The 19056-nt window shown below is 57.6% G+C and carries 20 protein-coding genes and 3 pseudogenes; 6 read left to right on the top strand and 17 right to left on the bottom strand.

Annotated elements, in window-relative coordinates; all coding sequences use genetic code 11:
- Window positions 1-147: transposase domain-containing protein (locus FQ755_RS34785; protein ID WP_144162300.1), on the top strand; the 147-nt coding region annotated here is incomplete at its 5' end.
- Window positions 148-271: 124 nt separating this feature from the next.
- Window positions 272-1380, top strand: a pseudogene (locus tag FQ755_RS34790) (IS256 family transposase); the annotation flags it as partial.
- 65 nt (window positions 1381-1445) lie between these two features.
- Here the strand turns inward: FQ755_RS34790 and FQ755_RS34795 are convergent.
- From FQ755_RS34795 to FQ755_RS34855, 14 genes and pseudogenes are all read right to left on the bottom strand, one after another.
- The gene (locus tag FQ755_RS34795) at window positions 1446-3260 is read right to left on the bottom strand and encodes a hypothetical protein (RefSeq protein ID WP_144162303.1); all 1815 of its coding nucleotides are present in this window, start codon (window positions 3258-3260) and stop codon (window positions 1446-1448) included.
- A gap of 102 nt (window positions 3261-3362) precedes the next feature.
- Window positions 3363-3590, bottom strand: a complete 228-nt coding sequence (locus FQ755_RS37725; protein WP_186308746.1) for a VENN motif pre-toxin domain-containing protein — start codon at window positions 3588-3590, stop codon at window positions 3363-3365.
- 374 nt (window positions 3591-3964) lie between these two features.
- Window positions 3965-4096, bottom strand: a pseudogene (locus FQ755_RS38845) (helix-turn-helix domain-containing protein); the annotation flags it as partial.
- A gap of 65 nt (window positions 4097-4161) precedes the next feature.
- A complete protein-coding gene (locus FQ755_RS34810; protein ID WP_186308747.1) occupies window positions 4162-4635 on the bottom strand; it encodes a DUF2442 domain-containing protein in 474 nt (157 codons plus the stop codon).
- Window positions 4619-4870 carry a DUF4160 domain-containing protein gene (locus FQ755_RS38850; RefSeq protein ID WP_144162306.1) on the bottom strand — a complete coding sequence of 84 codons (252 nt, stop codon included), beginning with the start codon at window positions 4868-4870 and terminating at the stop codon, window positions 4619-4621. The genes FQ755_RS34810 and FQ755_RS38850 overlap by 17 nt, the downstream gene beginning before the upstream one ends.
- A gap of 25 nt (window positions 4871-4895) precedes the next feature.
- Window positions 4896-6281: a tyrosine-type recombinase/integrase gene (locus tag FQ755_RS34820; RefSeq protein WP_144162309.1), complete on the bottom strand. Its 1386-nt coding sequence runs from the start codon at window positions 6279-6281 to the stop codon at window positions 4896-4898.
- Window positions 6282-6610: 329 nt separating this feature from the next.
- Window positions 6611-7282: an RloB family protein gene (locus FQ755_RS34825; RefSeq protein WP_144162312.1), complete on the bottom strand. Its 672-nt coding sequence runs from the start codon at window positions 7280-7282 to the stop codon at window positions 6611-6613.
- Window positions 7272-8564 carry an AAA family ATPase gene (locus FQ755_RS34830; protein ID WP_222105827.1) on the bottom strand — a complete coding sequence of 431 codons (1293 nt, stop codon included), beginning with the start codon at window positions 8562-8564 and terminating at the stop codon, window positions 7272-7274. Before FQ755_RS34830 ends, FQ755_RS34825 begins: the two co-directional genes overlap by 11 nt.
- Window positions 8565-8691: 127 nt before the next feature.
- A complete protein-coding gene (locus tag FQ755_RS38500; protein WP_260859019.1) occupies window positions 8692-9144 on the bottom strand; it encodes a tyrosine-type recombinase/integrase in 453 nt (150 codons plus the stop codon).
- Complete coding sequence (locus FQ755_RS38505; protein ID WP_260859020.1) at window positions 9135-9527, bottom strand: hypothetical protein; 393 nt, start codon at window positions 9525-9527, stop codon at window positions 9135-9137. Before FQ755_RS38505 ends, FQ755_RS38500 begins: the two co-directional genes overlap by 10 nt.
- Complete coding sequence (locus FQ755_RS38855; protein ID WP_144162315.1) at window positions 9500-9676, bottom strand: DUF4224 domain-containing protein; 177 nt, start codon at window positions 9674-9676, stop codon at window positions 9500-9502. The genes FQ755_RS38505 and FQ755_RS38855 overlap by 28 nt, the downstream gene beginning before the upstream one ends.
- A gap of 93 nt (window positions 9677-9769) precedes the next feature.
- The gene (locus FQ755_RS34845; RefSeq protein ID WP_144162318.1) at window positions 9770-10201 is read right to left on the bottom strand and encodes a hypothetical protein; all 432 of its coding nucleotides are present in this window, start codon (window positions 10199-10201) and stop codon (window positions 9770-9772) included.
- Window positions 10202-10487: 286 nt separating this feature from the next.
- Entirely contained in the window at window positions 10488-11342 is an 855-nt protein-coding gene (locus FQ755_RS34850) for a tetratricopeptide repeat protein (protein WP_144162321.1), read from the bottom strand.
- Window positions 11343-11406: 64 nt separating this feature from the next.
- Window positions 11407-11682: a hypothetical protein gene (locus FQ755_RS34855; RefSeq protein ID WP_144162324.1), complete on the bottom strand. Its 276-nt coding sequence runs from the start codon at window positions 11680-11682 to the stop codon at window positions 11407-11409.
- 107 nt (window positions 11683-11789) lie between these two features.
- Here FQ755_RS34855 and FQ755_RS38510 point away from each other — a divergent pair.
- Window positions 11790-11930, top strand: a pseudogene (locus FQ755_RS38510) (IS5/IS1182 family transposase); the annotation flags it as partial.
- 16 nt (window positions 11931-11946) lie between these two features.
- Here the strand turns inward: FQ755_RS38510 and FQ755_RS34860 are convergent.
- Entirely contained in the window at window positions 11947-12318 is a 372-nt protein-coding gene (locus FQ755_RS34860) for a hypothetical protein (protein ID WP_144162327.1), read from the bottom strand.
- A 1276-nt stretch (window positions 12319-13594) separates the two neighbouring features.
- Here FQ755_RS34860 and FQ755_RS34865 point away from each other — a divergent pair.
- The gene (locus FQ755_RS34865) at window positions 13595-13966 is read left to right on the top strand and encodes a hypothetical protein (RefSeq protein WP_144162330.1); all 372 of its coding nucleotides are present in this window, start codon (window positions 13595-13597) and stop codon (window positions 13964-13966) included.
- 54 nt (window positions 13967-14020) lie between these two features.
- On the opposite strand, the gene FQ755_RS34870 is transcribed toward FQ755_RS34865, so the two are convergent.
- Complete coding sequence (locus tag FQ755_RS34870) at window positions 14021-14644, bottom strand: ParB-like protein (RefSeq protein WP_144162333.1); 624 nt, start codon at window positions 14642-14644, stop codon at window positions 14021-14023.
- A 262-nt stretch (window positions 14645-14906) separates the two neighbouring features.
- Here FQ755_RS34870 and FQ755_RS34875 point away from each other — a divergent pair, with 262 nt between their 5' ends.
- Window positions 14907-15719, top strand: a complete 813-nt coding sequence (locus FQ755_RS34875; protein WP_144162337.1) for a mechanosensitive ion channel family protein — start codon at window positions 14907-14909, stop codon at window positions 15717-15719.
- A gap of 39 nt (window positions 15720-15758) precedes the next feature.
- Here FQ755_RS34875 and FQ755_RS34880 read toward each other — a convergent pair whose 3' ends face one another.
- Window positions 15759-16436, bottom strand: coding sequence for a VTT domain-containing protein (locus FQ755_RS34880; protein ID WP_144162340.1), 678 nt, complete (start codon window positions 16434-16436; stop codon window positions 15759-15761).
- 298 nt (window positions 16437-16734) lie between these two features.
- On the opposite strand from FQ755_RS34880, the gene mutL reads away from it, so the two are divergent.
- Window positions 16735-18873, top strand: a complete 2139-nt coding sequence (mutL, locus tag FQ755_RS34885; protein ID WP_144162343.1) for a DNA mismatch repair endonuclease MutL — start codon at window positions 16735-16737, stop codon at window positions 18871-18873.
- Window positions 18874-19056: the final 183 nt, after the last annotated feature.

A 19056-nucleotide genomic window follows, 5' to 3' on the forward strand; every position in this document is an offset into this window, starting at 1 on the left:
CTCAACGGAATCAACCCGCGTGCCTACCTGGAATACGTCCTGACCCACATCGCTGATCACAAGATCTCTCGCATCGACGAATTGCTGCCTTGGAATGTGGCTGACAAACTAAAACCCCTCACCCCACCCACACTCTCAACCGGGTAGATCTGGATAGATTTGGATGGATCGTGCCCACGATCTCCCTTGATCTACACGGACTCCAACACGCCATCACCATCATGCCTTGCTCGCGCGCGCGTGAGGACACGGCCCAGCCGAGCCGCTTACGGTTGAACGGGCGCTAGAGACGGAGATGTCCGAGCACCTGGGCCACGGCAAGAGCGAAGCGGTCACCAATGCCACGGGCAACACCCGCAACGGCCATAGCGCCAAGACGCTGCAGGGGGAGTTTGGCGAGTTGCCGCTCGATATCCCGCGTGACCGTCAGGGTGCGTTCGAACCGAAGCTGGTGAGTCGTCATCAGACGCGCTGGTCGGGCTTTGACGACAAGATCATCTCGCTATATGCCCGCGGCCTGAGCGTGCGGGAGATTCAGGGGCATCTGGAAGAAATGTACGGTACCGAGGTGTCGCCCACGCTCATCTCGGCCGTGACAGACGCGGTGAGCGAGGATGTAAAGGCCTGGCAAGCCCGCCCGCTCGACGCGCTGTACCCCATCGTTTATCTCGACTGCATCCACGTCAAGGTGCGCGACAGCGGTGCTGTACGGACCAAGGCGGTCTACCTCGCCATCGGCGTGAACATGGACGGCCACAAGGAAGTCCTGGGGCTGTGGATCGCCCAGACCGAGGGCGCGAAGTTCTGGCTGCAGGTGGTGACCGAGCTGAAAACGCGCGGCGTGCAGGACATTTTTATTGCCTGTGTCGATGGGCTCAAGGGCTTCCCCGAAGCCATCGAAGCAGTCTATCCGAAGGCAGCAGTTCAACTGTGCATCGTGCATATGGTGCGCAACAGTCTGAACTTCGTGTCCTGGAAGGTGCAGCGCGAGGTCGCCGCCGACCTGAAGACGATCTACACTTCATCGACGGTCGAGCTGGCCGAGCAGAAGCTGAGTGCCTTCGAAGCCACGTGGGACAAGGACTATCCGTCCATCGGGCAGAGCTGGCGGCGCAACTGGGCACGCGTCATTCCGTTCTTCGACTATCCGCCGGAAATCCGGAAGGTGATCTACACCACCAACGCCATCGAATCGATCAACATGAGCCTGCGCAAGGTGATCAAAACCGCAGTTCGTTCCCGACCGACGAGGCCGTGACCAAGCTGTTTTACCTGGCACTTAACAACATCAGCAAGAAGTGGTCGATGCCGATCCGCGACTGGAAGGCAGCCCTGAACCGCTTCACTATCCAGTTCGAAGACCGCCTGTTACCGGGTTAAATCAATACCCGTTTACACAAAATTCCGGACACCCTCGCCGGTTCTAGAAGTCATGAACCATTCATTCAGGCCGCATTGCCTCCATCTTCTCGCGACTTCCACTCTTCGCTCCAAGGAAGCAAAGCGTTCACCTTCCGAAACCGCTCGTCGAACGCTTTGGGAGGTATTTTCGGCCTTGTCTTTTCTACCGCCAGCCTTGCGAATTCAAACGGGTTCCAGTACGACGTATCGCCCTTCCCTTGATTACCTTTGTGCACCCTGATGCGCCCAGACTTCGCCCATTCCGGCAAGCTACCCTGCAAATACGCCAACCATCCGTCATAATCCTTTCCCGTTTTGTGCATGCAATCGTCGGTGTCGCAAAATGCCGCAGCCATTCCGCTCGTCGATAGCCTCGGAGCGTCCTCTTGTTTCTCCATAGGCGACAACTTTTCGGCCTTAGCATGGGTGGGCCAAGACTTAGGAGGTTCGGCGCCTGCTGATTGCAGCTCCTCATTACCCGCATTCACACCCGGAGATCGGGCAACGACTCCCGGTTCACCATCTCGACGAACCAACGGGACAGGAAGCTCACTAACAGCTGAGTTTGGAATTCGTTGACCAAGAAAAAATCCGACCATCTCATCTCGATCAAATCCGACGCGCCGCGAGAACACCATATTCTCGTCATCCTCATATGGCGACCTAGACAGATCCGTGAGGTTTTTTTCAAAGACTGGCTGTTGCTTCCAGCGGTCAATATCGGCGCGCCGCTCACCATATTTTTGACCTATGCCGAGCCATTGCTCGTACCATGCGGCGTATTTCTGCAGCAACGCTATACCCTTTGTACGGGCATCATCATTGAGCCTTGGCACCTTCTCGGCTTTACGAAAATCATACCAACCCGGCGTCTTGTCAGCAGGAATGCTAACAAGATATTTTTCGAGTATCGCTGCAGCTTTGGAAGGCCGGTAGTACGATTCAGCAACGGAGGCGAACCAGTTATTCTTTTCGGAACCAGGAGAAATAGCTAGCTCCGGAACGACGACGCGTGCAGCGATTGCGCTCAACACAACGTCCAACGAAACGAAGTCCCCAGCGTCGTCGATCCTTACATTATCACGCTCCTCATTCCCCTCAGGCACGCTAACCGGCCGCCTATGCATTTCATTTTGGTGATAGGAGAGGAGCCACGACCAACGTAAACCACCAAGTGGTGTCGCAGTAGAGAACCCCTGTTCCGCGTCAGGGGGACTCTTGGATAGGGATGGCGACGGCTGGGCTACAGATGATGAATCCGGCATCGCCTCATCTGCATCAACAGACACCATCAAATCATGTGGAATTCCGGCCTGATCGAGCCATGCGTCCAACTCTACGCACTCGAACCCGAGGCAATTCAGCCATTCTTGATTCTCAGGGCTGAATAACGGAGGAAGACTGCGTGGCTTGCGCGAGCCAGCATTAAACCGGCCGTCGAGGTAAGCCAAAACTCGCCCCTCTGAATCTTGAGAAAGGCACTCAAGACAATGCAAGGCGTTCTTCCGCCCCTCCGGGTCGAGCAGTACCGGGAAACCTGTACCTAGCCAGTTCCGCCATTTCGGCCCTTGCTCGGCGGCTTCGATCAACTGATAGTGAAGTCGGGCTGCTGCCTGCCAGCAGCGCCACGAACTATTCAGGCTGCCAGCCAAAAGTGAAGCTTGAACATGGTGAAGGCGATTGTTTTCCGGATCGAACCCACACTCCGGTAAATACGCAAAAGCACAGCGCTCGATCCTTTGCTTCCAGTCGGGGGGAACCTCGATGTGTTCAGCGATAGAATCGATCGCCTCGTGCAGCGTAATGGGCGGTGAAAGTGGTTTAGGCGATCGTTGCGTGCTCGTAGTGTCCGTGGTCATGCGCGTGCTGTGTATAGGAAGGTGTTACAAGTTAACGGAAACGAAACTCCGAAATTAATAGGAGCGCGATCGTCCTTCGGGACTGTAGCGCACCAGTTCAGACTAGTTTGTATTGACCGCCTCTTTGGCGATCGCCATGGCAACGCGCAGATTCGCCATGCCGCTAACACACCCGTCGACAGCTTCGGTAATCCGTGATGCCACCCTTAACTGCCGACGCTCTTCAGCGGACAAACCCAAAATCTCGCGCATGTGTTGAGCCGCCGTTTCCGGTGCTTGCGCGGTGGCGGCACTGCCGATAAACGTGAATGCCGGCAGGCCATACACCAACGCATATTCGTGACACCATTCTTGTCGTTACTGGCACAGGTAGAGCATATCCAGCAAATTGCCGCTGGGCTGGTTCAGCGCCTCATCGCGCAGCATGCGAAAGTCGGAACGGGCAGCATCAACGCGGGTGGCTCGGGCAAAAAGAAATATCCGATCGCCGTATGGGTGAGGCGCGCAACGTCTTCCAGTTGCGCGTCGGCTGCGCTTCTCCGCTGAGCCATAACGGCCACTTGCGGAAACGCCCAGCGAGCACCTCATCACCCAAACGCGTACGCTGGGCGGCCCAACGCAACACGGGGATAGAGGCATGATGCCGATCACGGTGGATTTCATCATTTCCTCGCCCCCGATTTTCCGCAGACACCTCTCATTACTCAGGCAAGCACATCCAAGCCGTGCTTCTGGATCACCTGAAGCAGTCTTGCTGCCATGCCGCTCGGCCGTTTAGCACCGCTTTCCCACTCCTGCACCGTAGACGTACTGGTATTCAGATACTTCGCAAACACGGGCTAGCTGACCTTGCCAGCCTGACAGATGCTCGCAACCTTTTTCCCGTCAAAGTGCGGGGGCTTCAGCGCAACGGCGAGGCGTGCGCACGTGCAGTCACATTACGTTGCTTCGCACTCGTGGTGGCAACCGGCTGTTTACGGGGGCGACCGCCCTTCTTGCCATTCTCGCGTGCGGCAGCAGCCTTTGCTGGAGATTTTGTCGTGCCCAAGCTTCGTGCATGTTCACGCATCCATGCTTTTGTCCCAAGAATACCTTTGAGCAACGCGGTCCCGTGGACAAACATATCAAGCCGCGAGAAGTGAAGGTCATAGCCGCCTCCCCAAATGCTGATTCTCGAAAGGTCGGTTGTACTCGGAGTCGTTTCCAGCAGGGCGAACTCCTGGATCAACGCGACCGGCACGGCAAGCATCACGCCGTTCTCGTATTCGACCTCCAACTTACCGCCCGCACGGCGATAACGTGCGGACACGATGCGCGGGCCCAGCGCCTTGCCCGCTTTGCGCGCTGCAGCGATTGACTCAGTGGTAACGGCCATGAATTTTCCTCCACTCGACGCATAGCGCCACAATTTCCGGCTCGATTACTCGCTCAAGTCGGCGAAGCTGTATTCCGGTGATTCTGACGACTTCACGCAGCTCAAGAGGACCCGTGGGACAGTTTAGATTGAACACGGAGCGCCCATTGGGGCCAATCACATGGATGTGCGCCGGCCGGTGGTCGTGCGTGTAGATCACTACGCTGTAACCGAGCACGCGCAAGAAAGTCGGCATGGACAGTATAAACCTATCAGTTTGGTTATTGGGAACTGGCAAAGCTGCCCGCGGCTTCAGCCCGACTCTTCTGATCTGGCCCGAACTCGATTCCGGCCTGCGCCAGCATCCAGGCTTCGATCTTGTCGTGCCACATGCGCAGCAAGTCGATAGGCCGACGACGGTAATGCTTCTCCGCGATCGCAGACGGTTTATGGCCCTGAATTTGCGCCACGACACCGACTGGACATTCGACCCATTCCGACAACGTGCCGAACGAGCGGCGCAAACCGTGCAGGGTGACATGAGGCAAGCCCCCGGCGGCAAGTGCCTGGTTATGCGCGATCCGCGGCTCTGCGATCTTGCCATCCGCGGCGGTCTTGCTTGCAAACACCCAGGGCGAAGGCGACCACTGCTCGCTCTTTTTCGCGAGCCGTGCCACCTGCCGCTTGTTCGGAGGAATCTCGTTGAGCCGCTTCAGATTCAGCAGCAAGCTTGCCAGATAGGGCGTAAGCGGTACAGTGCGACCGCCAGTTCCCTCAACCTTGTCATCGAGAACAAGGCTGCGCCAGCGAAAATCGACATCGTCCCAACGCAGCGCCGCCAGTTCTTCGCGCCGCGCGCCGGTAATCAGCAAGCCCTGCAGATAGGCGCTAATAACAGGATTGGCAATCTCACGCACACCCGCGAACCATACGTTCAATTGTTCGCGTTGCAGCGAATCCCCTTCTTTCGCTTTCACGCGCGGAGTAGCGTCCTTCACATCTCGCGATTTATAAGCATCGGAAGGAATAATGCCGCGATAGGCAGGGGTCTCGGCCGCCCAACGAATAAAACTGCGCAGTAGTCGAAACGAAAGCGCAGCCATGGTGGGACGATCTGCCGCTTGCAATGTGAGCCATTCAGCGATGCGCTCACCGGTCAGCTCGGGCAACTTGAACTGTCGCAAGACCGCAAGCGGCCCAGGTCGGGTCAAGCCTTTGGCTCGCTTTTTCGGCAAGCCGCCCTGGTCAGCATGTTGGAGATGATCGCGATGATGTCGCTCGCTCCAAAAGAGTTTCCGAGCTTGCACATATTCGTCCCACACTTCACCAAACGTGACGTCCTGCCGCCGCGTTTCTGCTCGCCGAGCCTCGTGGGCAACCTGCAGTTCAGCGCGAACTTCTCGCGGATCTTTGCCGTCATCAACCAGTGTCCTTAGCCTGCTCGCCTCAGTGCGTGCCTTGCCGAGTTCCCATGCCTTGGCATCGCCGATCGTCACGCGGATCGTCTTGCCGAACAGACGTGATTCGAAAATGTATGCTCGCGAACCTGCTGCTGTGACGCGTAACCCGAAGCCCGCCGTTTTAGCATCCCAATAGATGCTCTGCTGTTTTCCGGGCTCGCACGCGAAGCTGTCGACCCGCGCGGTAGTGAAGCTCTGTTTTTTCATTGATCGATCTGTGTAGGCACCATGTAGGCAAATCCTAGAGTAATCGATCAACATCAGTCAATATCAAAATCCATGCAATATCGCTACACCCCAATAAATACAGTGCTTCTGGGCATTCAGATGGAACTCGATCAATGTACGGGAATGCCGACTCTTTCGGACTTTTAATCCGTTGGTCACAGGTTCGAATCCCGTACGGCCTACCAAAAGATTCAAGGGCTTAGCGTTCGCGCTAAGCCCTTTTTCTTGCTCCGCAGAAATGCGACCGCTCCGCAATTCTCAAAATTGTTGGGTGTTTCAAGCCGCTAGACCTGAACCGCCCATCGCCTTTACGGCAGCTTCAATGCAAGAAGCGCCTCCACTAGCAGGTGGACCTGCGTACTGGGATTCTTCTCGCCTGTCGCTTCAGCATCGGCCAAAGCAGTGGCCGCATTCTCCAACGCCCCTTCCTGCTTGCTTCGCAACATAGCGTATAGGTCATCCGCACCTTTGCTGTAATTGCGGTCGTGGTTCCGTCGTATCTCAGAACCTACCGCATCACAACTCGATCTACCGCGCGTAGGATAGTAGGGACTGCGCCTGTATTGATGATGGAGCAAGACCCAATATTCAAAGCACGGCCACGAAACCACCAACTCGATCGGTGTGCCTTTTTCGTGGACATCCTTTACGAGAGCGACAGCGGGTTTGAAGGTTGTGTGTCCATCCCTGTCAATCACACAAAACACCTTGTCAAAGCGGTCAAATTCCTCATCCTCGTATAACTGGAGCGCATACTGCACGACCGACAGAGGATCCGAGCCACACTCCTCCCCACAAACCTTGACGTGAGCCGTCGGCAATCGCTCAATGTTGCGAAGACCGTTGAAGTAATTCGGCTCAGTAGCTGAGCCCTCACACACGATCAAGTAACGCGGCTTTTGAGGTTTTTCGCGCTTCTGCCGCACGAAGGAAGACGCACGCTGGGCCTTCCGTTTATGGAACAGATTGTCACTGCCCATGGAGTTCCAGATCCTTTAGAAATGGGATCGCACCATATCGACCAGTGAGGTAGCCTTTTTCAACCGCTTCCTGCTCTCTGACGCTGAAATCGCCCAAGGAATACAACTTGGTCGCTTTTGAGGGCCCTTTATCTACAAACCAGATTTGATCACGTCGCAAAATGCGCTGGCTCAAGATGCTTGTATCGTGAGTCGTAAAAATCAGCTGCGCTTTCGTGCCAACACGATTAAGAGACCGTACCAGCTGATGGACTATCAGCGGATGCAGACTGGTGTCGAGTTCGTCTACGAACAAGACTCTACTGTTATCGAGCACGTCCATCCACGGCCCCGCGAATGCATATAGGCCGCGCGTACCGTCCGATTCCAACTCTTCGGCCAACCCAACGAGTTCACCCGACTCTGGGTCCCTATGTAGGTATGTAACGTCGTGAAAAGTACGATCTTTCATGTTTTTCACGATGTCGTCACGTACCGACGCCGGCAAGTCACTCGGCAGGCTATCCGGACTAAAGCTGTGCGGAGACACAGTTAGGTCTTCAACGCCCAAATCGGCCAGATTCAAAAACGATACAACTCGCTTTCGCTTCTCAGGATCTTGGACGCAGATACGACTTGTATAGCCTGCCGTAGCGAACAGTTCCGCTCTTCCCAGCGTCGCAACCCGTTTTTGAAACCAATTGAACACCGGCTTCAACTGCTCGTTGTTCAGCAATATTGAGGTTGACAGAAAGAGAGCATTATCGCGGGTCTGTGCTTTCCAATCCGCTCGCTTGCGGCCGCCCATAAATGAAGGACTGAATTTGTAGGCGTAAGCACCGGCCGAACTGTCAAACACACGGTGATACCACTTCTGCATATGGCCGTTTGGATAGGCGAACAGCCATTCCTCTACGACCCTCTCCTTCGTGGCAGCAAACCCAAATTGATAGCGTACGCCGTCCTCAATTACGGCGATCTCAAACTCGCTTGGCATATCACGCGTGGACGCGGCCAACCTGAACGGCTCCACACCCACTTCATCGTTAGCTTGCGCGTCCTTCGCCGAGTCCATCACGAAATTTTCGACGAAGTTCATTGCTTGAATCAACGTCGTTTTGCCAGCGGCGTTCGGACCGTATATGACAGCGGTGCGTAACAATCGGGGAAAATCATCCCCCAAACCGGCATCGAAGGTGTTTGTCTCCTCTAAATCTTTGAAATACCGCGATGCGGTCATGCTAAGCGTCTGACGCTCCCGAATCGAACCGAAGTTCTCGACGCTAAATTGGATAAGCACCATTCCTCCCGAAAAACAACATTCTTTGCCGATTCTCGCGGTTTTTGTGCAGATGCGCAACGAAAAAACTATCTTTTTATCGTCCTAGGGTCGTCGTACCCCTCGACAAAAGGGGACAAAGGACACGCCGCTACTTCGTCGGATCAACCCTATCCCCCTTGCGCTCTCTGACGCAGTGCTCCGTCATCTTCAGAGATTTATGCCCCAATTGGAGTTGCGCCGCGCGAACGTCTCCCGACGATTCAGTCTTGTCAGTTCCAGCCTTAGCCCGCAAATCACGGAACTGAAATAGGTCCTTCTCGACCCGCGCGGCAAGACGAGCTCGATCGAAGCGAAAACGAAGTGCATCACGCATCAAACGCTCACCGGCTTCATTCACTACAAGCGAGTCACACTTCGACCCGCAAGCCAGCTTACGCGAGCGAATTCGTTCAATCACAACCGCGAGCTCGCCAGACACCGTGATACGCAATTTTTTGCCTCGCTTCCCCTGTACAACCCAAAGCTCCCCCATTCGGACGTCGCTTTCGGCAAATTTCAAGGTGTCCGCCGGCCGCTGCCCGGTCAGGTAGGCTAGATCCATTGCATCGCGTGTCGGCTGATCTGCGACGGCCCAGACACGCTGAAATACGTCATCCTCAACGTACACAGTTCATCGAAGAATTTATAGAGATTCTCGAGTTCCAACAGGTTATCTCGCTGCGTACGCCGCGCTTTGACCGGTAACACCTCCCGCACATACCTTTCCGCCGCATACCGAAACGTAACCAGTTGCGCATGACGGTTCTGACTCTGCGCCTCCAACTCAGACCACTTTCGCACCGCTTCGACAAAATCAGCCCCTAAGGGGATTTCTCGCCGAGGCGTACCACCAACATCAAAGTAATAATAGATCGTGCCGCTGCGCTGGGGTCGAGCACGCATGCCTGGCGGCAAATTCAAATTTTTCGAAGGACGACGACCCATATCACCCAACCATCACACGAGGTTGCCACGTCGGTTGCGTCGTCCGTTCTTACGAAGAACGCGATACCCATGCACCGCAACGCATCAATCTGTTTCGCCTTCACCTTTCTACCCGTCAGTTGTACTAATTCTTGTGTCGAAAGAAACATACATGCGCCCTCAGTTTTCCCTCGTAGCTAACCAAAAACACCCCAGCTCCTGATTCCAATAAGCCTGGCAACGATCTAGCGTCGCACCAACCCTCAGCGCCGAGTCAAAAACCAGCTTGATAGCGTCAGCAGGGGTATGCTCGGGACGGCCGCGACGGTCGGCGTCTCGTCAACATCGTAAAGAGTTATCGTTGACTGATAGCGAAGGGTTTCGAGCGATGCAGTTACGCAAAGAGTCGCCCGTTTGAACGACCTTCCTTCATTCGCTTTGATCCATAGCGTGCATGTCTGTTGCTCCTTTTCGAGAAATAGCTTCTTCCAGTTCACGCTGTAGGCGAAGTAGTCGCCGAGTTGACCTCGCCAAAGCCCCTTCACGTCGCGACGAGACCGGTGAAGTGTGGACACCTCATAGGCTGAACGAAAGAGGAACTGGGTGATCAGTTCCAGCGGCCTCTTCAGCAAACTCCAGATCGCCGAGGTCGCACCCTTCACCACTAGAGATGCTGCGCTGATTGATGGTTCCATTCTTGTGTGGCGGCCGTAGCCAGGCAACGCGCATTGTGGGCACCCGCTCGCATGCCGTCATGTCCAGGTTGTGTCTGCGGGTCTAAGGATGCCGTCTCGGGATGCGACGGACAAGAGATCGGCGTGGCGGGTCGAACTCCTTTTGTGGCCGTAACCAGCCCAACGATTCATGACTATGAGATGTCTTGAATATGCTGCCGGCCGGAATTCCTGTTCGCGTCAGCTCGGACGGCTCGGCCCCGCTGCTCTCATTTGTTTCTGCTGACGTCGTCCGAGAATCTGCCGATCAATGTGGTATCCGATACGACGCAAACATTCCTTTTCCATCTTCGTCGACTGCGTCATAGACACGACGGTACCATTCGCTGAGGGCCGACTCGTCCATCACCTTGCGCACGATGGGCAGAGACTGTGCGAGGAAAACCTCCAGTGGCGGCATCGTCCGCATGTGCAGAAACATCGAGTCGGTAATATGTATCTCGGAATACCAGATTGCCAACTCGTCGAGATACCCAAGTGCTAAATCTGGGCGCCCTCCCTTATCAAGCGAAGACAGAAAGTTCGCTTGATACCTGCCGTGGAACGTAATCCTCTCGTCAGGATCATTACCGCATTCGAGCGTGTAGACCCGTCTGCACAATGCAAACTCCTTCTCGGCCGCTTCAAACCGGCCGATGACTGCGGCAGTGGATGCCATGTTCAGGTAGTTCCACGAACTTGGCTCGATAGAAGCGAGCTTGAGCCAGAATGAATACGCATCTGCGTATTCCTCCAGCCTTGAGTGAGCTAGCGCCATGAGGCGCAGGGCATCAGCTCGGACCGGTTCGCGATCATCCTCGACATAACGGTGAGCCAACCGTATCACGCGCCGAAACTGCCCACGTTCGAGCGCCCGGATTGCTGGAGCCAGTTCAACAGGATCGTCGTTCTCCTTGTCAGACCCCGGAGGAACAGGACTCCGCGGCTCAAGATGATCGGGATTTCCGGCATGAGAAGAATCCACTCGCTGCCTTTGGCGCTTTCTAAAAGACACAAACAACAGAATTGCGATTGCGAGAACACAGAAACCTGTTCCTATCGCCGTTGCAAATCCGACACGATTCCCCAGCAACGCGGTCCTGGTTGCCCCGATGTTCAACATTCAGTTTTCCTTTCCGGTATTTTCAGCTTAGCGATTGGCAACGTTCCGGTGCGCATCCAAGCGGTTAATCGAACCACATGAACCCCGAACCGGATTGCAGCAGGCGCTCGCGCTCCTCCGGCGACAGACCGTTGATGAATTCTTCCGCCCTTTTGCGCTCCTCTTCGAGCTGGCTGGCGATGTATTGGTTGGCTTCCTTCCGATGCGGAAGAGGAAATAGGCGCCTGAAGGCATCGACGTCAAGATTATCGGTCTTCCCCACGTCCTTGTTTGCAAGATCCGGACGGCCCTGCTTGACCCGCCTGACACGTTCGCACCAAGGGAGAATTTTTGCACTCATTGCTTAATTCCTTTATAAGAGACCGTTTCAAAAAAGACCCCAAGAGGACTGCTAACCTTCCCGGAAAGCTGTTGACCTTGGCCACCTGAACAACTGGAACCAAGGGGATGGGCGCGCCGATCATTGATGAAACTGTGGACATTGATCGAACCTTTGCTGCCGCCGCCAAGGCCGCGACGAAGGCATATCCCGGCCGCCGCCCGATTTCAGACCTGGCTGCATCGAACGACATCCTGTCCGTGTTTAAGATTCGATATCCATTTTTCAATGGTCAACATGGGCGGGCGATCCGAGAACCAGTATTGATATGGTTAAGCCCAGGAGCCAACCCACCGTCGAGCCGAGATCGACGGTGATGCGAGTACCGGAGCGAACCACTACGTTTGCAAGAAGTCCAAATTGAAAAATTCCCAACGCACGTGCTATCACCTCCGGCAGGAGTACGGAGAACGAGCCAGCGCACACGAAGACACAATAAAGCCCTAGACCGAGAGCCATTTTGCGCGTAATGCCACGCTCCAGTCCGTCGAGACATAACATCTCGGCCGATTCAATCAGGCCCAGAGCAAAGCCAGCCCCGGTGAAAATCCCCAAAGCAAAAAGAACGATCGGTACGAAAAATCTCGGGTCGGTCATTGGCAGTCGGTAAAGGGTTCATCTCAAGAAAAGGAAATTCGCGCAAGCCAGGGAGGCGGAGACATCATTGCGCGCAACGGCCGAAAGCGTCCTTTCACAACACGCTTGCTCGTTTGCCAGGCATACTCACCGATCCGATTGATATGCCGCAGCTCAACGGCGACGGATGCGGCAGAAGCGTGTCGCCGGCCACACTTTGCTGCCTCAACGCATTACCCGCTTTCTCGAGATAGACGATGGCTGACAGATCACCATGCTTTCCTGCTTTACCTGCCTATAGAACATAAAGGGATTTGTAGGTGCCAATCTTCACAGAGCAATCGCATCAACCGGGATTGGTGAAGCGGGCACGGTCAGGAATTGCTCACTGCTCCACCTCGAGCCGGTGAAAGCACATTTCCAACGCGTTCAGACGCTGATGCATACCTTGGAGAACCGGCAGAGCCTTAGTGGACGTCAGGCCCAGTATCCTCAGGCGGCCCCACGGCCCACACGCCGGCGGCGTCAATACAAAGCATTGTCATTTCTGATCAGAACTGGAGCAACGCAGCAGTGCCAGGCAAAAATGCCCCGGAACTTCGAAGGGGCGTTTCGCGCGGTACTCGCCGCAGGTGCTGAAGAGCAGAGTCACTGCCCGATGTACCTGACATGCCTCAAACAACCCTTTGAACAAGATCCATTTCGCAAAATTGGACTCTATATTTGGGCCTGCCTCGTTGATACCGGAAAAATCCGAGTATGAGGCGTGTGGTTTCGGAAAGTGCGGGGTTGCCGGCAACGGCTGTCTCCGGTTTGAGGCTCGAGGAAGCAGCGTCGAATGGCTGGTCCTAGCCATCCCCGTGGTCATACCCCGGCATTGCACAAACGAACATTTGTACAACAATACAAATCCCAAGACGCGCAGTGCCGCAACGGGTTGCCTCGCATTCTGTCTCACCCTTTTCGTCATTAAGGTAACGAGTGCATGGGCGCGCTTTCAGCCACGCCTCGATTCCACAAAGGATTCTACGTGCCTAAACGGATATCCATCCACATGAGGAGATGAGCATCAACATTCCGACAGATAATCGGAACCCTCATCAAGCATATCCCGCAGCATCAACGCAAACTCTGACACCCATCCGAGATTTCACTTAATCGGAGTCCGAACATTCGCATTTATTGAGACGCGAAGACGTGTGATGATCGCGCCCGGCTTGCTAACAACGTGTTGCCGCAATCCGCAGTAACGCGCACGAGCAAAGCCCAATGGCACCCGCGCTTTCATTCCGACATCATGAGCAACTTTCTTTTCGACCTCACCACGAACCTCGCGCTTCTGGCGGCGGTGCTGATCGCGTGTCATCTGTGCAATCTCGCCCGGCCCGATCTCGCGTTGAACGGCGGCTACGCCTACCTCATGCTGGTGGCAACCGCCGCCGTGTTCGATGCCACGCTGACGTTTTGCGTATTCGCCGACGCGCCGAGCCGATACGGCGTATTCAGCACACCCACCGCATTCGTCGAACGTGCATGTGCGTATACTGTAACCAGCGCGCTTGCGCTTTACTGCGCGCACCGCATGCGTACTCGCATGAAAAAGGTCAAAGCCGGCGACGCCGTGGTCATTCGCACCTCGGCCTATACCCAGTCACATCTGCCCATGTGACGAAGCGCCCAAAGCGGCCTTGACGGTCATTCGCACCGCGCGGCCACTTTCAGACTAGACCGCCTTGATCACACCCGACCACCCCGGCAGATAGCGCGCCTCAGGCGTGTGAGCCAGCGTCTTCGCCTGCTCGAGCGCCTTCGCAAAGTTCTTCGCAATCTTGCTCGCCGACACGCGCGGTCGCAGGAAGTCGGCCCACAGAAACTCGCTGAACGGCGTCGCGTCCTTTGCATAGCCGCCTGCATTGCGCAGTTCGCCGGCGAGGCTGCGATACGGATCGTCGCTCATCTCGGTGACGACCTTCGGCAGGTGTTCGTAGTCGTAACGCGAACCATCCGCACCGAACGGATGAACCCATTGGTTGTGCTCCATCATGCGCCAGAAAATGGTGTGATCGAGCCACGACAAGTCCTTCAGCACCATCACCTTCACCTCCTTGACGCCCTCTTCGAGCAGCGCCCGTCCAAGGTGATGATGGTCGACGATGTAGTAACGGCTTTCCGGCCCGAGCACCGCAGGAAACGAATGCGCGTCGATCGCGGCGGCACGCTGTTTTTTATCCAGCGTCTTCCAATGAGCACGCTTGAGCGCAACCTCACGGTAGCCCACCGTCATCTGCGTGGGACGCAAGGCCGTGAGCTTTGCCGGGATCAAATGAACGTCTCTGTTCGGAACCATGGTCTGCCTCATCAATCGTTAAATCCCAATCGTTAAATCGCCGAAACGGGAAACAATAGCGTCAATCAGACACCCCGTTAATACCCGTCAAACCATTTTGACTCATCCGGCCGGGAATGCTGCTTGCTTCTGCGCGAGCCGTCGCCTATAACTTGCGAAGACCGGAGTGAGAGACCGCGGCCGTCGTCGGGCCTTGCAGCCGCTGTGTTGAATCGAACGAGTTCGTCATCAGTCACACGCAACCGACTTAAGCGAGGGCATCGTGAATCTCGACACCGTACGCATCTTTCTGATGACCCGAGGCATCGACCTTGGCACCAAGGTTCTCGGCGCAATTGTCTTGTGGATCGTCGGGCGCTGGGTGATCGGGCTGATCACCGGTCTGCTGCGCAAGCTGCTGGCGCGCGGCGGGCGCGTCGACCCCACGCTCGCGCATTATCTCGGCTCGATTCTCGGCGCCTTGCTGAACCTGCTGCTGATCCTCGCGATCCTGCAGGTGTTCGGAGTGCAAACCACTTCGTTCGCGGCTCTGCTGGCCGGTCTCGGTCTTGCCATCGGCACGGCATGGGGCGGCCTGCTCGCCCACTTCGCCGCCGGCATCTTCATGCAGGTGCTGCGGCCGTTCAAAGTGGGCGATTTCGTCATGGCCGGCGGCGTGACCGGCACGGTTCAGGAGCTCGGCCTGTTCGGCACCACCATCATTACGCCGGACAACGTCACGACCATCGTCGGCAATAACAAGATCTTCTCGGACACGATCTTCAACTACAGTGTGTTGCCGGTGCGTCGCGTGGAGCTGACGGCGAAGATCGCCAATGGAGTCGATCCGATCGACGCCGCCAATCGCCTGCGCGCGGCTGTCGTCAAGATTCCGAACGTCGCGGATAGTCCTGCGCCCGACATCGAAGTTCTATCGTTCACGCCGGAAGGTCCGTTGCTCTGCGTGCGTCCTTACACGCATACGAACAATTACTGGCAGGTCTACTTCGACACCAACCGGGCCATCATCGAGACCTTCCGCGACGCGGGCTACCCGACGCCCGAAACCCCGCTCGTGCGACGCGCGGCAACCTGACAGATCAATTCAGGCCAAGCCCGCGCCGGGCTGCGTGCCCTACTGGCTACCGGGTCCCGGCCTCGCAGCCGGCTTACGCATCATCTTCCACAGCGCACCCAGCACCACCGGCACGATCGCGGCGCCCGCGCCCACCAGCACGATCACGTTCAGGTACTGGCGGATAAACGGAATGTTGCCGAAGAAATAACCGAGCAACACCAGCAAGAGCACCCACAACAGCGCGCCCACAAAGTTGAATAATTGAAAGCGGCTGACGGTCATTTGCGACGCGCCGGCGACAAACGGCGCGAACGTGCGCACCACCGGAATGAAGCGCGCCAGCACGATCGTCTTGCCACCGTGTTTTTCGTAGAAATTATGGGTCTTCTGCAGCGCGGCGCGGTCGAGAAAACGCTCGAGTACCGGGACGTGCGAGTTGAACACCTTCGGTCCAATGGCCTTGCCGATCAGATAATTGACCGTATTGCCTCCAATCGACGCCACCAGCAGCAGCACGATCAGCAGGCCGAGGTTCATTTCGCCGCTCGCGCAAAACGCGCCGCCGATGAACAGCAGCGAATCCCCCGGCAAAAACGGCAGCACCACCAGCCCGGTTTCGCAAAAGACGATCATGAAGAGCACCGCGTAGACCCAGGCGCCGTACTGATGAATGAAAATCCCTAGAAACTTGTCGATATGCAGGACAAGATTCACAAACTGCAGCAGCGTGTCCAAAAGCGTCCCTTATTGAGCGAATTGAGCCGATGGCGTGGACCGCCGAAGCGGCATGCCGTCACAAAGTGTTGAACCAGGTAGCGATCCGCGCCCCGACCCCAGGCGCAGAAATTGACCGCGCCATGATACCGAAAGTGCCCGGCAGCGATAAGAAATCTACGGACGCGGGCACGCTACCGCGCCGAGTCGCGTTGCAGCCTGGCGTGCGCCGAACACCGAACACCGCCCGGAGACAGCGTAGCCGGCCAGTCGCCCGACGCCGGGCAGCGGGTTCGCAGCGAATCGCTATAATTTCGCCATGTCCGAATATTCCGAACCGCCCGTCGACGCCGCCGCCCAGGCCGCAGCGCCCGCCTTACGCCCGCTGCGGGCGATTCAGCCCCTGCCCGACCTGCTGATCAGCCAGATCGCGGCGGGCGAAGTGGTCGAACGGCCGGCGTCGGTCGTTAAGGAGTTGCTGGAGAACGCCCTCGATGCCGGCGCGCAGACACTGCGCATCCTGCTCGACGAAGGCGGCGTGAAGCGCATCTCCATCACCGACGACGGCTGCGGCATTCCCGAAGGCGAACTCACGCTCGCCCTGATGCGCCACGCCACCAGCAAGATCCGCTCGCTCGCGGAGCTCGAAGCGGTCGGCACGCTGGGGTTTCGCGGCGAAGCGCTGGCGTCGATCGCGTCGGTGTCGGAGATGTTCATTACGAGCCGCACCGCCGACGCCGCCCACGCCATGCGGATCGAGGCGCAAACCGGCGTGCTGAGCCCGGCGGCCGGCACCCAGGGCACGACCATCGAAGTACGCGAGCTGTACTTCAACACGCCCGCGCGCCGCAAATTCCTCAAGAGCGAGCAGACCGAACTCGGCCACTGCCTCGAGATGATCCGCCGCGCCGCGCTGGCCCGGCCGGACGTGGCGATTTCGGTGCTGCACAACGGCCGCGCGGTCGAACACTGGAACGCGTCGGAGCCGGCGACCCGCGTCGCCAAGATCATGGGCGAGACCTTTGCCACGGCCCATCTGCCGCTCGACGAATCGGCGGGGCCGCTGGCGGTCTACGGCTGCGCCGGCCTGCCGACCGCGAGTCGCGGACGGGCCGACCAGCAGTATTTCTTCGTCAACGGCCGTTTCGTGCGCGACAAGCTGCTGACCCACGCCGTGCGCGCCGCCTACGAGGACGTACTGCATGGCGAGCGCTATCCGTCGTATGTGCTGTTTCTCGATCTGCCGCCCGAGGGCGTGGACGTGAATGTGCATCCGTCGAAGATCGAGGTGCGCTTCCGCGATTCGCGCTCGATTCACCAGTTTGTGTTCCACGCTGTGCAGCGCGCCTTGGCGCGACATGCGGGGGCGTCGCCGGAAACCACGGCAGGCGGACACGCGGCACATCTGGCGCCGGTTGCGGGCAATCCGGCGTCGTTCGCGGCCACGCCACTCGGCGGCCTTGGAGTTGCGGGCGGTATCGGCGGTGCAGCCGGCGTCAATACGGGGAGCGCGGGCGGTGGCGCTTTTGCGGGTGGCCTGGCGGGTGTCGGCGGGAACGGCGGCGGTTTCACCGGCAGCGCGAGTGGCGGCGGCGGTTTTGGCGGCAACGGCAACGGTGGGGGTAGCGGCTTTGGCAGCGCCCAGGCCGGCAACACCTGGCTGCGGCAGGCCCGCATGACGCAAGGCACGCTGCCGGTCGCTCAACCTCTGGCGCTGTACGACGCGCTGTTTGGCCGCAAGGATAGCGGCGTCGGCACGGCCCACGGCACCACCACGCTGGAAGCGCGCGATTCCGCCGCTGAAGCGCCGTCGTTCTTCGCGCCGCCCGGGTCCGCATCAACGGCGGGCAACCCATCGTTTCACGCCTCGGACGAACAGCCGCTCGGCTTCGCGCTCGGCCAGATCCACGGCATTTACGTGCTGGCGCAGAATGCGCAGGGCCTGGTGATTGTCGACATGCACGCGGCGCACGAGCGGATTCTGTACGAGCAGTTCAAAAACGCGCTGGCGGACCGGGCCATTGCAGTGCAGCCGTTGCTGATTCCGCTGACGATGCCGGCCGATGCGGTCGAAATCGGCACGGTGGAGGAAGAGCGCGACACGCTCGATGCGCTCGGTTTCGACCTCGCGGTACTGTCGCCGACCACGCTGGCGATTCGCGCGGTGCCGGCGTTGCTCAAGGACGCCGATCTGCAGGCACTGGCGCGCGCGGTGCTGACCGATCTGCACGCTTACGGCGGCTCGCGCGTGCTGACGGAGCGGCAACACGAATTGCTCGGCACGCTGGCTTGCCATCACGCGGTACGCGCGAACCGGCGTCTGACGCTGGACGAAATGAACGCACTGCTGCGCCAGATGGAAGCGACCGAACGCGCGGACCAGTGCAATCACGGACGACCCACGTGGTATCAACTGACGCTCTCCGATCTCGACCGACTGTTCATGCGCGGCCAATGAGCGCGATGGAATCGCTGTTTCTCGTTGTCGGTGCGGCCAGCGGACCCGGCGCGGTTCCGTTGAGCGCGGTTCAGTTAAGCGCGGTTGGCGTCGAGGCGCTGTCCGGACCTGGCTATCGCAATGTCCTGGCACGACGGTGGCCGCTGAAGTCATCCACGATGTCACCAGCGTCAGACGGCCATC

The sequence above is a fragment of the Paraburkholderia sp. BCC1885 genome, from assembly GCF_900996235.1.
Lineage (GTDB): Bacteria > Pseudomonadota > Gammaproteobacteria > Burkholderiales > Burkholderiaceae > Paraburkholderia.

Bases quoted from the DNA above. Each gene is read 5' to 3' on its own strand.
- FQ755_RS34795 (WP_144162303.1), bottom strand. From the start codon at position 3,260: ATGACCACGGACACTACGAGCACGCAACGATCGCCTAAACCACTTTCA.
- FQ755_RS34810 (WP_186308747.1), bottom strand. From the start codon at position 4,635: ATGGCCGTTACCACTGAGTCAATCGCTGCAGCGCGCAAAGCGGGCAAG.
- FQ755_RS38850 (WP_144162306.1), bottom strand. From the start codon at position 4,870: ATGCCGACTTTCTTGCGCGTGCTCGGTTACAGCGTAGTGATCTACACG.
- FQ755_RS34820 (WP_144162309.1), bottom strand. From the start codon at position 6,281: ATGAAAAAACAGAGCTTCACTACCGCGCGGGTCGACAGCTTCGCGTGC.
- FQ755_RS34825 (WP_144162312.1), bottom strand. From the start codon at position 7,282: ATGGGCAGTGACAATCTGTTCCATAAACGGAAGGCCCAGCGTGCGTCT.
- FQ755_RS34830 (WP_222105827.1), bottom strand. From the start codon at position 8,564: ATGGTGCTTATCCAATTTAGCGTCGAGAACTTCGGTTCGATTCGGGAG.
- FQ755_RS38500 (WP_260859019.1), bottom strand. From the start codon at position 9,144: ATGGATCTAGCCTACCTGACCGGGCAGCGGCCGGCGGACACCTTGAAA.
- FQ755_RS38505 (WP_260859020.1), bottom strand. From the start codon at position 9,527: ATGGGTCGTCGTCCTTCGAAAAATTTGAATTTGCCGCCAGGCATGCGT.
- FQ755_RS38855 (WP_144162315.1), bottom strand. From the start codon at position 9,676: ATGTTTCTTTCGACACAAGAATTAGTACAACTGACGGGTAGAAAGGTG.
- FQ755_RS34845 (WP_144162318.1), bottom strand. From the start codon at position 10,201: ATGGAACCATCAATCAGCGCAGCATCTCTAGTGGTGAAGGGTGCGACC.
- FQ755_RS34850 (WP_144162321.1), bottom strand. From the start codon at position 11,342: ATGTTGAACATCGGGGCAACCAGGACCGCGTTGCTGGGGAATCGTGTC.
- FQ755_RS34855 (WP_144162324.1), bottom strand. From the start codon at position 11,682: ATGAGTGCAAAAATTCTCCCTTGGTGCGAACGTGTCAGGCGGGTCAAG.
- FQ755_RS34860 (WP_144162327.1), bottom strand. From the start codon at position 12,318: ATGACCGACCCGAGATTTTTCGTACCGATCGTTCTTTTTGCTTTGGGG.
- FQ755_RS34865 (WP_144162330.1), top strand. From the start codon at position 13,595: ATGAGCAACTTTCTTTTCGACCTCACCACGAACCTCGCGCTTCTGGCG.
- FQ755_RS34870 (WP_144162333.1), bottom strand. From the start codon at position 14,644: ATGGTTCCGAACAGAGACGTTCATTTGATCCCGGCAAAGCTCACGGCC.
- mutL (WP_144162343.1), top strand. From the start codon at position 16,735: ATGTCCGAATATTCCGAACCGCCCGTCGACGCCGCCGCCCAGGCCGCA.